The organism is Arthrobacter sp. Z1-9, from assembly GCF_054792695.1.
In genome coordinates, this window is record NZ_CP096456.1 from 2320094 (window position 1) to 2332777 (window position 12684).

At 65.0% G+C, this 12684-nt stretch carries 16 protein-coding genes and 1 riboswitch; of the genes, 4 read left to right on the forward strand and 12 right to left on the reverse strand.

Annotation, left to right across the window (positions count from 1 at the left end):
• Positions 1-150: 150 nt before the first annotated feature.
• Positions 151-828, forward strand: coding sequence for an endonuclease/exonuclease/phosphatase family protein (locus M1D93_RS10685; protein ID WP_163163987.1), 678 nt, complete (start codon positions 151-153; stop codon positions 826-828).
• A gap of 13 nt (positions 829-841) precedes the next feature.
• On the opposite strand, the gene M1D93_RS10690 is transcribed toward M1D93_RS10685, so the two are convergent.
• The gene (locus tag M1D93_RS10690; protein ID WP_461171549.1) at positions 842-1351 is read right to left on the reverse strand and encodes an NUDIX domain-containing protein; all 510 of its coding nucleotides are present in this window, start codon (positions 1349-1351) and stop codon (positions 842-844) included.
• A gap of 48 nt (positions 1352-1399) precedes the next feature.
• Positions 1400-1591, reverse strand: a complete 192-nt coding sequence (locus M1D93_RS10695; RefSeq protein ID WP_050054882.1) for a DUF1918 domain-containing protein — start codon at positions 1589-1591, stop codon at positions 1400-1402.
• A gap of 97 nt (positions 1592-1688) precedes the next feature.
• Here M1D93_RS10695 and M1D93_RS10700 point away from each other — a divergent pair, with 97 nt between their 5' ends.
• Together M1D93_RS10700 and M1D93_RS10705 are read left to right on the forward strand one after the other, a co-directional pair.
• Complete coding sequence (locus M1D93_RS10700; protein WP_461171550.1) at positions 1689-2207, forward strand: metallophosphoesterase family protein; 519 nt, start codon at positions 1689-1691, stop codon at positions 2205-2207.
• A 109-nt stretch (positions 2208-2316) separates the two neighbouring features.
• Positions 2317-3210, forward strand: coding sequence for a glucose 1-dehydrogenase (locus M1D93_RS10705; protein WP_461171551.1), 894 nt, complete (start codon positions 2317-2319; stop codon positions 3208-3210).
• An 81-nt stretch (positions 3211-3291) separates the two neighbouring features.
• On the opposite strand, the gene M1D93_RS10710 is transcribed toward M1D93_RS10705, so the two are convergent.
• From M1D93_RS10710 to M1D93_RS10725, 4 genes are all read right to left on the reverse strand, one after another.
• Entirely contained in the window at positions 3292-3735 is a 444-nt protein-coding gene (locus tag M1D93_RS10710; protein WP_461171552.1) for a DUF1810 domain-containing protein, read from the reverse strand.
• Positions 3719-4285, reverse strand: a complete 567-nt coding sequence (locus M1D93_RS10715) for a DNA alkylation repair protein (protein WP_461171553.1) — start codon at positions 4283-4285, stop codon at positions 3719-3721. The genes M1D93_RS10710 and M1D93_RS10715 overlap by 17 nt, the downstream gene beginning before the upstream one ends.
• A complete protein-coding gene (locus M1D93_RS10720) occupies positions 4282-4638 on the reverse strand; it encodes a TraR/DksA family transcriptional regulator (RefSeq protein WP_461171554.1) in 357 nt (118 codons plus the stop codon). The genes M1D93_RS10715 and M1D93_RS10720 overlap by 4 nt, the downstream gene beginning before the upstream one ends.
• Positions 4639-4778: 140 nt before the next feature.
• The gene (locus M1D93_RS10725) at positions 4779-5753 is read right to left on the reverse strand and encodes a dienelactone hydrolase family protein (RefSeq protein WP_461171555.1); all 975 of its coding nucleotides are present in this window, start codon (positions 5751-5753) and stop codon (positions 4779-4781) included.
• A 299-nt stretch (positions 5754-6052) separates the two neighbouring features.
• Positions 6053-6224: riboswitch (cyclic di-AMP (ydaO/yuaA leader) on the forward strand.
• Positions 6225-6227: 3 nt separating this feature from the next.
• Here M1D93_RS10725 and M1D93_RS10730 point away from each other — a divergent pair.
• Positions 6228-7082, forward strand: coding sequence for a LysM peptidoglycan-binding domain-containing protein (locus M1D93_RS10730; protein WP_461171556.1), 855 nt, complete (start codon positions 6228-6230; stop codon positions 7080-7082).
• A 118-nt stretch (positions 7083-7200) separates the two neighbouring features.
• Here M1D93_RS10730 and M1D93_RS10735 read toward each other — a convergent pair whose 3' ends face one another.
• The 6 genes from M1D93_RS10735 to M1D93_RS10760 all read right to left on the reverse strand — a co-directional run bounded on the left by M1D93_RS10735 (position 7201) and on the right by M1D93_RS10760 (position 12229).
• Positions 7201-8676, reverse strand: a complete 1476-nt coding sequence (locus tag M1D93_RS10735; protein ID WP_461171557.1) for a protein adenylyltransferase SelO — start codon at positions 8674-8676, stop codon at positions 7201-7203.
• Positions 8673-10115 (reverse strand): APC family permease, encoded by a 1443-nt coding sequence (locus M1D93_RS10740; protein ID WP_461171558.1) that lies wholly within the window; start codon positions 10113-10115, stop codon positions 8673-8675. Before M1D93_RS10740 ends, M1D93_RS10735 begins: the two co-directional genes overlap by 4 nt.
• 88 nt (positions 10116-10203) lie before the next feature.
• Positions 10204-11130 (reverse strand): ribonuclease Z, encoded by a 927-nt coding sequence (locus M1D93_RS10745; protein WP_461171559.1) that lies wholly within the window; start codon positions 11128-11130, stop codon positions 10204-10206.
• Between the two features lie 69 nt (positions 11131-11199).
• On the reverse strand, positions 11200-11388 hold the full coding sequence (locus M1D93_RS10750) for a hypothetical protein (RefSeq protein WP_461171560.1): 189 nt from the start codon (positions 11386-11388) through the stop codon (positions 11200-11202).
• 122 nt (positions 11389-11510) lie between these two features.
• On the reverse strand, positions 11511-11939 hold the full coding sequence (locus tag M1D93_RS10755; RefSeq protein WP_461171561.1) for a hypothetical protein: 429 nt from the start codon (positions 11937-11939) through the stop codon (positions 11511-11513).
• 77 nt (positions 11940-12016) lie between these two features.
• On the reverse strand, positions 12017-12229 hold the full coding sequence (locus tag M1D93_RS10760) for a hypothetical protein (RefSeq protein WP_461171562.1): 213 nt from the start codon (positions 12227-12229) through the stop codon (positions 12017-12019).
• Positions 12230-12684: the final 455 nt, after the last annotated feature.

The window sequence follows — 12684 nt, forward strand, 5'->3', positions numbered from 1 at the left end:
AGTCAGTGAATTGCCGATAACTCTATCGTTTTGCTCCGGGGCCGCCGCCAGGAGCGGCCATCCGACGCGGCGAAATGTTGAAGCCTGGCGGCTTTCCTCTGGGTAGACTCAGAAACTGGTCCTGTCAGCAACCCTCGGAAGAGGTGTTCCATGCGCGTCATCAGCTACAACCTCCGCAAGCACAAGGCAAGCGGTGAACTCCTTGCCCTAGCCCGGAATCATGATATTGATGCGCTCTGCCTTCAGGAGGTGGACTCCAGCGATCTTCCGGAGACCCTTGGCCCGCTTCACCTCGCAGACGCCACCAAGGGCAACCGGCTCGGGCTGGCGATTTACTACCGCACCAGCCGGTTCACAGCGCTGGACACCCAGTCCTTCGCGCTGAAGAAGTCAATGCATGACAGGGTTCTGGCGCCGGCGCATGAACGGCTCATCGGGACCCGGGTGATGGACAACGAGACGCAGCACGAACTGGTGATCGGTTCCTTCCACGCTGCACCCCTGACCGCCTCCAACTCGCTGCGGCGCAAGCAGATCCACGCCGCCCACGCCGAGCTCCTGAGCATGGGCAAGGGCCTGATGACGCTGATGGTGGGCGATTTCAACTACCCGTTCTTTACCAAGAACCTGCATGTCCACATGAAGAATTCGGGGTATGCGCTCTCGCTGAGCAACCGGCGCACGTACACGCGCTACAAAGTGTTCAAGGGCCACTTCGACTTCGCCACGTCGTTGGGACTGGACATCACCAGCGTGGAGACCCTCCCGCGTGGCAACTCGGACCACCTACCCATCCTGGTCCACGCCGAATACGGCCCGGACTACTGACCGCCGGCCCTTGCTAACCGCCGTTGACGAGCCGGTCCCGCAGGTCCGGCCATGCCGCCGCGAAGCCTGGATGCAGTTCCTTGCTCTCCACGTCAGCCAGCGGAACCCATAGCAGTTCAATGCTTTCGGGGTCACTGATGACCGGCTCAAAGGGCTCCGCCACCAGGACCACAACGGTGGTGTAGGCCCAGTAGCCCAGATCCAGCACGGACGTGAAAAGCACGTCGACGTTCTCCGGCGGCACGGCCGCTTCCTCGTACGCCTCACGCAAGGCGCCCACGACGGCGTCCTCGCCCTTGTGGAGCGCCCCTCCGGGCAGTCCCCAGGTTCCGCCGTTGTGGCTCCAGATGGCGCGGTGCTGCAGGAGCACACCCTTGGCGGGGTCATAGGCCAGTACGCCGGCCGCGCCGAACCTGCCCCAGTAGCGGCCGTGTTCCCCTTCCACCCAGGCGTCACCGGGATCGCGCGGGCCGGTACGGACAGGCGGGCTGGAGGACGTTGTTGAAGCCAGTGAGTGATCCATCGCTCCAGTCTGACAGGTGGACCGGAAACGGCGCATCATCCAGGGGCGCTAGTGCCCGTTGCCGCGTTCGACGGCGAAATCACCGCCGGGATACATGATGGTTTCGTGGCCATCGTCGAAGCGGACCAGGTAGGGCGGCGTTCCGCCCTGCCCACGGACTTCGAGAATTACGCCGTGCCGGTCCGTAGACCCCACGGTCCTTCCATGAACAATGATCCTGTCGCCCTGTGCAGCCTCCATGGCTATCACCTCCAGCCCCAGACTACGACTGCCCGCGGTGAGGAACAATGCCAAAGGAAAGGCCGGCGGCGCCGGCCCGGCATGGCAGGATTTTCCCATGCCGCTGAACCTTCTCCTGCTCGCCGATACCCATGTGCCCAAGCGCGCCAAGGCACTTCCGGCGCAACTATGGGCCGCCGTCGAAAGCGCCGATGTGGTGTTCCACGCCGGCGACTGGGTGACGGCGGAGCTGCTGGACCAGCTTGAGCGCCGCAGCCGCCGCCTGATTGGCGTCTACGGCAACAACGACGGCCCCGACCTGCGCGGCCGCCTGCCCGAAACGGCCACCGTCACCCTTGAGGATGTCCGCTTCGCCATGGTGCACGAAACCGGCCAGGCGAAGGGCCGGGAGGCGAGGTGCGAGGCGCTTTATCCGGACGCCGATGTGCTGGTTTTCGGGCACAGCCACATCCCCTGGGACACCACCTCGCCGCGAGGACTGCGGCTGCTGAACCCGGGCTCCCCCACCGACCGGCGCCGCCAGCCTGCCTGTACCTACATGACAGCGGTGGCCGATGCGGGAACCCTCAAGGATGTCAGGCTGCTGGAGGTCCGCCGGGACCCGCTACCTGGCTGAAGCGGGACTGCAATACGGGTTGGCAGGGACAGACAGGAGTGCCTAGGCTTGGAACGGTAAGCATGCTTAGTTTTACCGTGTTCCACCCCTACCCAACAGGAGGACCACCATGACAGACCAATACACCTTCCGCGACCCCGTTACCGCGTACGGGAAGATCTCTCCGCCTGAGCAGCACCAGCCTGAGCCGGGCCTGGACGCGGAACTGGAGCCCAAGGCGGACCTCGGCGAGAACACCTACCGCGGAACCGGCCGGCTGGAAGGCAGGAAGGCCATCGTGACCGGCGCGGACTCCGGGATCGGGGCGGCCACTGCCATCGCGTTTGCCCGCGAGGGGGCCGACGTCGTCCTGTCCTACCTGCCGGAGGAGGAAGAGGATGCAGCCCGCATCGCGGGGCTTATCGAGGCCGCCGGCCGCAAGGCCATTAAGGTTCCCGGGGACCTGAAGGACCCCAACGTCTGCCGCGAAGTGGTTGACACCGCCGTGGCAGTGCTCGGCGGGGTGGACATTCTGGTCAACAACGCCGGCAAGCAGGTGGCGCAGGAGGAGCTGACCGCCATCACGGATGAGCAGTTCGACCACACCCTGAAGACCAACGTGTACGCGATGTTTTGGCTGACCAAGGCCGCCCTCCCGCACATGCCGGCAGGATCCACCATCATCAACACCACCTCCATCCAGGCCTACAACCCGTCCCCCACGCTGCTGGACTACGCCACCACCAAGGGAAGCATCAACAACTTCACCAAGGGACTCGCCCAGCAGCTCGCCCCGAAGGGCATCCGCGTCAACGCCGTGGCTCCGGGGCCCATCTGGACGCCGCTGCAGGTCAGCAGCGGACAGCCCAAGGAGGAACTGCCGGAGTTCGGCCAGTCCACTCCCCTGGGCCGGGCGGGCCAGCCGGCGGAGCTCGCCCCCGCCTATGTTTTCCTGGCATCGCCGGAGTCCAGCTACGTCATCGGGGAGACGCTGAACGTCAACGGCGGCAGCCCCTCGCCGTAGCGTTGAGCCACACCATAAGTCCGACGGCGGTGCCTCGCGTGTTTGCGCGGGGTGCCGCCGTCGGTTGTTGGACGTTGGCGCTTACTGTCCGTTTTTGTCCGCCAGCAGTTCGTCGGTGGCGGCATCGGGCTGCCCATCGAAGAACTGGGCCAGGACGGTTTTGAAGACAGTTTCCCCTGGAGCTGCGCGCAGGAAGAGCGTCATGGAGGAGTGCAGCTTCCGGGCGTCGATGCCGCCAAGGATGTCCTCCGGCGGGCGGCCTTTGTGGTTGGTGACGGCAAGGGCGCAGTCGAGAAGCCTGGGGCCCAGTACCGGATGGTCCAGGTACTCCCGGGCTTGGGCAAGGGAGCTGATGGCGTACCGCTGCGACATTTCACTCTGGCCCAGGCCCGCGATCTGCGGAAAGATAAACCACATCCAGTGACCGGATTTCCTGCCCAGCTGCAGTTCGGCCAAGGCCTGGTCATATGTTCCGCCGCTGTCCTGCGCGGCAACGAATCGGTCCAGGTTATAGGGATGGTTCATGGGTATCTCCTTGTGATGGGGCTTCGGGGGTCGATTGCTGCGCGAGGAAGGCGGCGGCACTGCGCAGCTGGCCGTCGGGGTCCGTCCGCCATCGGGCAAGGACAACATTTGCGCGTTGCCGGTCGCGCCCGCCGAGCCGTGCCAGGAAGGGCGCCACGACGTCGGCCAGCAGGGGTTCAGTCAGTTCCTGGGTCCCGGCGGACCGCAGGAAGCCCTCGATCCGGGTCAGGTCCGAATGGCGCAGGAGCGGCACCTTGGATTGGAGCAGCACAACGGCGGCGAGCCGGCGCTCAAAGATTGCCCTGGAGCCGGGCCGGGGCTGGCCCCACAGGGCCGATGCCAGCTGCAGCACGGCGTCGTGATCGAAGTCCTTGTACTTCCGCAGGGCGTCGCGGACGGTTCCCCGGACAGCGCCCACCGAGGAGCCGTAGGAGGCCAGCTGGCCGCCCAGCCGGCCCTCGACGTCGTCCCGGTACCACGCACCCTCGTTCTGCAGCGTGCGGTCAACGAAGGCGGCAGCTGCCGCCACCTGGTCCGCGCCCCTGCTCATTGACGGCCTGCAGATGCGTGCCGGATGCAGAACGGGGTCCAGGGCCGTGCCTCGAGCCTGCCTTCGGCGATGGCATCCCCGCAGACGGCGCAGGTGCCATAGGTCCCGGCGGCGATCCTGGCAAGGGCCGCGTCCACCTGGTCGAGCCCTGCGCTGCTCTGCTTCAGCAGGGCGGACGCCTGGGACAACTCGAAGGCGATGGTGGAGCCTTCGGGGTCATGTTCGTCGTCCACGTTCGAGTCCTGGCGCGCTGAATTTGCGGAGGCGATGTCCGCGCGGAGCGCCGGAAGGAGGGCCACCTTCCGCTCCCGCTCCTCCTCAAGCAGGATACGGAACCGTTCGTAGTCGGGCATGGCAAAAGCCTACGCGGGGTCAGGACCAGTTCCCTGCCACCCCGCGGTTCCAGGCGGGGCACGGCGAGCCCTGGGTAGCGCGCCGGCCAGTGGCACCCGGCTTTATAACGGACCGTGACACAGTTGGGAAGCTACGGCCTTTACAGGTGCTGGCCGAACCACGCGAGGGTATCGTTCCACGCTGCCGTGGCCTGGGCCTCGTTGTAGCGGTCGCCGGTATCGTTGTGGAAGGCGTGGTCAACGCCCGGGTAGACCGTCAGCTGATGGACAACGTCTGTTGCTGCCAGCGCATCCTGAAGCGCAGGCATCGCGCCCGTGATGCGCTGGTCACGTTCGGCATAAACGCCGAAGACTGCGGCCTTGATATCCGGCACTTTGGCCAGGTCGGGGGCGGGGCCGTAGAACGCAGCCGTGGCCTTCAACCCGTCCAGGTCGGTGGCCGCCTGCCAGGTGATTCCGCCGCCGAAGCAGTAACCGGTCATGGCGATTCGGCCGCCGTCCACGAAGTCCTGCCCTCGGAGGTACTCCAGTGCCGCGGCAAAGTCGGCAACGTGGCGCTGGGCACCCGCCTGGGTAAGGGCACCGGGAACAGCGTCGCGGTCCATGTTCGCAGTCCCGCCCTCACGGCTGAGCAGATCCAGTGCGAGAGCCACGTATCCGGCTTTCGCGAAGCGACGGGCAACATCTTCGATGTGGGGTGTCAATCCGCGGTTCTCATGGCAGATCAGCACTGCGGGGCTGCGCTCCCCCCGCTCCGGCCTGGCCTGGTACGCGCTGACTGAGGTTCCACCGGACGGAAACTGTACGGTCGCCGTCGCCATCCCCGGTGCACCCTCCGGTACGGAAAGCGGGCTCTTCGCCCCGGGCACGGCACCGGAACCGGCAGTCCCGGCGGCTGAGGATGTTGAAGGCTCCGGCGTAGGCATGGGGTCGGTGCTCCGCGGTACCTCACCGGGAGTACAGCCCACCAGCAGCATTGCCGCCGCGGCCGCCGCCATACTGCCGGTGATGAAGGCAACCCTGCGGGTGAAGGTCCGCTGGCTCAGCGCGCCGGCACGGTAGTCATCAAAAAATTCCTCGATCAGGTATTTCTCGTACTTGCCAAGCTGGGTCACTGTGCCTCCTCGCCGGTGCGGAACATCCTCCTCCGCGCCGCCCCTCCGGGCAAGGTCCCGCGGGCACTTTTCAACGCCCTTTATTACTTTGTGACCAAGAACACCGCCTGCGGCAGCGGCGCGCCTGTTTCGTCTCGTCAGGCCAGTATGGCAGCGAAATCTATTCGATGGCCAAATGCGATAGAACCGCCTCGTATGTTACCCAAATGTGACAATGCAGCAGGAAACCGGTTATGGTCTTCAGGTGTCCCTCTCAGACGGGACATTCCCGTCAGTATGCCGAGCCCTGCCACTGAACCGGGATTCAATCGCTTTCCAGCTGGCAGGGACGGGGGAACCAAGTTTCCGCGGCCTCATACGAGGCCTTGGGGTTAAGTCGATAGCACCTTCGTACTTTACGGAGTTGCTCCCGGCCGGGTATCTCCAACCCGAACCCGACAGCTCACCCCGCAGGCATGGGAGAGGCGATCAACCGTGTCAAAAAATTCCACCACCCCCCGTCACCGCGCGACTCCGGCCGGCTCCATTGCGCTCCAGGGCCTGGCTGTCTCAGCCAAGTCGCTTGGCCGCCCGGCGCTCGCCGTAGCCGCAGCTTCAGGCATTGCATTCGGTGTGGGAGCGCCGGCCCACGCAGGCGTCACCGGTCCGGACACCACTGAGACCACCAACACCCAGGCTTATGCAGCACCGGCTGCTGCAGTGGCTGCCCCCGCGGCGGCTGCAGCCAACGTGCACACGGTCGTCTCCGGCGATACCCTGGGCGCCATCTCGGCCGCCAACGGTGTAGCCCTGAATGACGTTCTGTCCGCCAACGGGCTGTCAATCAGCACGATCATCTTCCCCGGTGACCAGATCCAGATCCCCGGCGCCGGCTTCGTTGCCGCCGCTCCGGCCGCTGCTCCTGCTCCGGCTGCTCCCGTTGCTGCCCCGGCTAACACCGGAATGAACCTGTCCTACGCCTCCGTTGCGCCTGCTCCGGCACCCGCTCCGGCACCGGCACCCGCACCGGCCGCCCCGGGCACCGGCACCGGCGCAGCCATCCTGGCTGCCGCTTACGGCCAGCTCGGCGTCCAGCAGGACTGCACTGCCATGGTGGAGAAGGCTCTCCGCTCGGTCGGCAAGAGCGTCGGCGACCTCGCCCCCGGCCAGTTCTACCAGTACGGCTCCACTGTGGGCACCCCCGTCCCCGGTGACCTGGTGATCACCGCCGGTCACGTCGGCGTCTTCGCCGGCAACGGCCAGGTTGTCAGCGGTGGCGTGGACGGTTTCAAGACCGAAGTCCACTCCATCAGCTGGCTCGGCGGCGCTTCCTTCGTTCGCGTAGCGTAGTCACACCACCCGAACAGGGGCGGCAGACGGGATTGTTCCCGGCTGCCGCCCCTGTTGTGTTGTCCGGCTGTTTTGTCGGGTCCTTCCAGCAGGGAGCACTCAGGTGTGCCGTGGAGGCTCAGGTGCCGCAGAAGGTCTGGTAGCTGCCGAAGTCCTCCGGCGCCCCCTCGGTGTAGCGTTCGAGCCCCGGCCGCTCGTGGAAGGGTGCACGGACCACCTCCAGGAGCCGGGTGAACGGATCAAGGTCTCCCTCCGTTGCTGCGGCGAGCGCTTCCTCTACCAGGTGGTTGCGCGGTATGTAGGCGGGGTTGACCCGTTCCATCATGCCGGCGTCGGGTTGCAGGGCACGCCACCGCTCCGCCCATGCGTCAAAGGCAGCCAGGTCAAGGACCATTCCGCGGGCAGGGCGGATATCTCCCCTTGCCGCATGGCCCAGGTTCCGGAAGAACGATGTGTAGTCGAGTGGTCCGTCCTTCAAAAGAGCCACCAGCCCGTCCACCACTTCCGAGGCTTCCTCAGCCTCGGCACTTCCCGCCGGTGCCTCCGCTACACCCAATTTGGTTTTCATCCCGGCGAACCAGGCGTCGCTGTACTGGCGGCGGAACTTCCCCAGTGCCTCCACGGCAGGGGTTACGGCCTGTTCCTGGTCCTCGTGGAAGAGCGGCAGCATGGCCTCGGCCAGGCGGGCCAGGTTCCATTCGGCAATTACGGGCTGGTTGGCGTAGGCATAGCGCCCGCCAACGTCGATGGAGCTGTAGACCGCGGCAGGATTAAAGGCGTCCATAAAGGCGCAGGGCCCGTAGTCGATGGTTTCCCCGGATATGGTCATGTTGTCCGTGTTCATCACGCCGTGGACGAATCCCACCAGCATCCACTGGGCCACCAGCGATGCCTGGGCGGCCACCACCTTTTCGAAGAGCGCCAGGTAGGGGTTCTCTGCCTTGGCGGCATTCGGGTAGTGGCGGCTGATCGCGTGGTCCCCCAACCGGCGCAGGAGGTCCACGTTTTCGGTGGCCCTTGCGTACTGGAAGCTGCCCACGCGCAAGTGGCTGCTGGCCACCCTTGTCAGCACTGCCCCGGGAAGCATCGTGTCGCGGCGTACCGGCCGGCCGGTGGCCACCACCGCCAGGGACCGCGTTGAGGGGATGCCGAGGGCGTGCATGGCCTCGCTGACGAGGTACTCCCGCAGCATGGGTCCGACGACGGCCCGGCCGTCCCCGGCGCGGGCGAACGGTGTGCGGCCCGAACCTTTCAGGTGGACGTCCCGGAGCCTGCCTTCCACGTCGGTTACCTCGCCGAGAAGAAGGGCACGGCCGTCTCCCAGCAGGGGCGAGTAGCCGCCGAACTGGTGGCCCGCATATGCCTGGGCAACCGGCGTTGAGCCCTCCGGAACGTGGTTTCCCAGGAGGAGCCTTACCCCCTCCGGGGACCGGAGGTACTCCGGGTCAAGCCCCAGCTCCCTTGCCAGTCCGTCGTTGAGGACGAGCAGCTTCGGCTCAGGGGCTTCCTCTGCCTGCCAGGGAACAGCCAGCTCGGACAGTTCCCGGGCGAAGCGACCGTCAAAGGTAACAGTTGATTCTGCAGCAGCTGTCATTTGTTCAGCCTTTCCGCTTGGTTCGTTTTCCGGTTGATCAGCCATGTGACGAACCAGAGCACAACACCGATGGCCATCAGGCCGCCGGCAATCTGGTACTGGATGACGTTCCGGCCCACCCACGGGCCGGCAAGGAAGGCGCACAGCAGGGCGGCCACGAGCGGCAGCTGCCCCGGGGACGTGAAGAACACCTTGCGGTTGGGGTCCCGCTTGCGCCGCAGCACCACGCACGCCACGTTCACTACCGTGAAGACGCACAGCAGCAGGAAGGCGGTGGTGCCGGAAAGGTTTGCAACGATGTTGCTTTTCGGGTCGCTGGTTACGTACAGGATGAGTCCCAGTGCCAGGACGGTGGAGAAGATGATGCCGGCCCATGGAGTGCGGCGCACCAGCAGGACTTTCCCGAGGGCAGGTGGCAGGACGCGTTGGCGCGCCATGCCATAGATGAGACGGCTGGCCATCAGCATGTTGATCAGCGCCGTATTGGCTACGGCAAAGACCGCCAGGAACGGGAAAATCCTGTCGATCGGGAAATCGGGCGAGCCTTTGTGCACCACTTCCAGGAGCGCCGCACCCTCGGCTTCCCGAATGTTCTCCAGCTCGGTGGGAGTCAGTACGCTGACCACGGACACGGCCACCAGCATATAAAGGAGCACGGCGATGCCCAGGCCGGTCAACATGGTGCGGGGGAAGATCTTTTCCGGATGTTGGGTTTCCTCCACCATGTTCACGGAGTCCTCAAAGCCCACCATGGCGAAGAACGCGATGGAGGTGGCTGCGGTGACCGCAAGGAACATCCCCTTGTCCTGGTAGTCGTTGAAGACGAAGATCTCCCCGGGGTTTCCCGTCCCTTGGGACATCACAAAGAAGCCGACGCCGATCACGATGCACAGCGCGATCATCTCCACCAACGTGAGCACAACGTTGAACTTGACGCTCTCCCCCACGCCGCGGAGGTTGATGGCGGCAAGGACCAGCATAAAGGCCATGGCCACTGCCGTGATGACACCCTGCCCGGGACGCCCCATCCAGCCGTTGATCGCGAATCCGCCGAACAGGTTCTGGGCCAGCACGTTGGCGGAGGTGGAGGCACTGGTGATGCCTGAACAGACCACGGCGAAGGCCACCAGGAAGGTCACGAAGTGGATCCCGAATGCCTTGTGCGTATAAAGGGCGGCACCGGCGGCCTGGGGATACTGGGTGACCAGCTCCAGGTAGGAAAAGGCTGTCAGGGTGGCCACCACAAAGGCCAGAAGGAACGGCAGCCACACGATGCCGCCCACGGTTCCTGCCATGGTTCCCGTGACGGCATAGACGCCGGCGCCCAGGATGTCGCCCACGATGAAGAGCAGGAGGAGCTTGGGGCCAAGGACCCGTTTAAGTTCGGGTTCCTTTCCTTCAGGAGTAGCGTCGGAGACTTCTTCGGAAGTTTTGCTCATTGTCGACCTCCACAACACGTTGGGCGGGTGCGCCCGGGGAGCATGCCGGATAATTCACTCTCTACCTCATGGTTGGGTTTGGCAAACATCAGCCCCGCCCCTCGCCACTCGCCAGGAGCGAGTCCTGCTGCCCCCGCCGTCTCTTTGGAAAAGCAATCCGTTGCAGGTCGTGGGCCGTGATGACCTTTGCCCTTGCGGCCCGGGCGCCGGCCTGGGCACCCAAGTGGCTGACGTCGTCGTACCTTGCCGAAAAGTGCGTCAGCACGAGGGTGTTTACATCGGCGAAGGCCGCTAACTCTCCGGCCTGCCCGGCCGTCAGGTGGCGGTACTGGGCGGCGAGCGCAGCGTCGTCGTCGCTGAAGGTTGACTCCGCGACAAGGAGGTCGACGCCGTCCGCCAGGTCCTCCGCGCCCGTACAGGGGGCCGTGTCCATAACAAAGGCGAAGCGCTGGCCGGGCCGGGGAACGCTGACGTCGTCAATATGGACGCCGGCCAGGGTGGCTTCACGCTGCAGGCGTCCGACATCCGGGCCCTTGATTCCTGCTGCCGCGAGCCGGCCCGGCAGAAGGGTGCGGCCGTCCGGTTCCACCAGCCTGTAGCCGTAGGTCTCGATGCGGTGCTTCAGCGGCCGGACCTCCAGGCCTTCCGCCACAGTTCCGCTCCCGCTATGCGGATGCAGCCGCAGGTCTATTCCGGGCGAACTGATGGACACGAGGGCGCGGACCACGTCACTGCCGGAGGCCGGGTAGTGCAGGTGGACGGGGTGGGCCACGCCGTCCAGGGCCATGCGGGACAGGACACCCGGCAGCCCGAAGCAGTGGTCACCGTGGACGTGGGTGAGGCAGATCCGCGTAATTTGTGTTGCGGACACGCCCGCATGGATCATCTGGCGCTGCGTTCCCTCGCCGGGATCAAAGAGCAGCCCCTGGCCGTCCCAGCGAAGCAGGTAGCCGTTGTGGTTGCGGGTCCGGGTGGGGACCTGGGAGGCGGTGCCCAGGACAATCAGCTCACGCATGTTCTTACAGGACCCAAAAAGCAGGTTCCGGAATGATCCGGGACCTGCTTCGTGGTTCAGTGTGACGGGTCAGCGCCGCTTGAGCATGCCCATGATTTTGTTGGCCATGCCGCCGGTGCCGGGCCGGCCGCCCATAGCGCCTGTGGTGTGGGGCGTCCGCCCTGTGGCGTTCATTCCGGTGCCGCGGACTGTTCCGCCGGTGCCGGACCTGCCTGCGAATCGTCCAGCGGCATTCCTGATCATGCTTCCCAAGTTCATGTGAAACTCCTTCAGTATTGATCCTGCCAACCGATATTCATCAGCGTGCTTATTATTTTAGCGCAGTTTCGATTTCCGGCTAGGGCAGCGGGCGGTCCATCTTGCCCGGTTTGGCGTTGGGTCTAGCGCTCCAGGTCATCGGGGTCGAACTCGCTGAGGGGCGAGCCGCCGAAGTTTTCCTGGTCGTCACTGGCATCTGCTTCCACCCCGGTGGGGTCCTCGCCGAAGTCCACATCGGCAACTGCCTCGCCCAGGGCCGGTGTGCTCGCCGGGAGTTCGTCTCCGGCCCCGTCGCGCGTGGCTTTCATGTCATCGCGCAGGGTCTGGTCGCTGAGGAAATCTTCCTCCTCGCCGGAAACTTCGTCCTGAAGCAGCGGATCCTCCTGCCAGCGGTCCGGATTGTTCTCGGCAGCGCCGGGGTAGCTGTCAGGCTGGCCACCCCGCACAGGGTCCAGCTCGAAGGATGAAGCCGCGCCGGGGGTCTCGTCAAGGAGCACGTCGTTCTCCTCGACAACCTCAAGTTCGTCATCAGGCAGGTTCTGTTCCGTCATGGTGATGCCTTTCTCTTCAGCGGCTTGCGGATAATAGTAAGCATACTGACGAACGGGGCGCGGTGTGAACTCCCGCATCAGTGCAGGAGCCACGATCCGTCCTGCGGCGGTTCGGGCTTTCGGCGCAGCTTGCGGACCAGGACGAGGAAGGGCCAGGCCAGTAGCTGCAGCAGGCCAGCCGTGAACAACAAACCGACCCCAAGAACAAGCACAGGCGAATACAGCAGAAAAACACCAATTCCGGTTGCAATGTAGCCGGCAATTAGCGCTAGAACGGCCCCAGGGTCCATGGGGACTCCTCTTTATTTTTTTGTTGAATCAGGATTTTGTGATGGATGCTGCACGGCTGGCAGCGCACGGCGGTTGATGGGAGACTTTGCCCGTTTATAGCGGCGTTCAGCCAGAAGGGTCTCACCCAAAGGGGGCGCCCAACCGGAAAGACCGGGCCGTCAGGGGGTTCGAGCAACCGCTAAGCATCACTTCCGGAACGCTGGGGGATCTACACCCAGTCTGCAATGGTGGCCGCACACTTCCTTACGGTCGTCTCAGCGTACTCCCCTGCCGGCACGTGAGGAAGATGCGCGCCAGGCGGGACAGCAGGGCTACTTAACGCGGGGAGGCCAGGGAAACCGGGGGTCAGATTAGGGATCGACAAGCGGCCCGCATCCGGAGCACACTGTCCCTACGCTGGGGCCTCCCCGCGAACTCCCACCAGTTCGCGGGTGTCAAAGTAAACAGGCGCCGC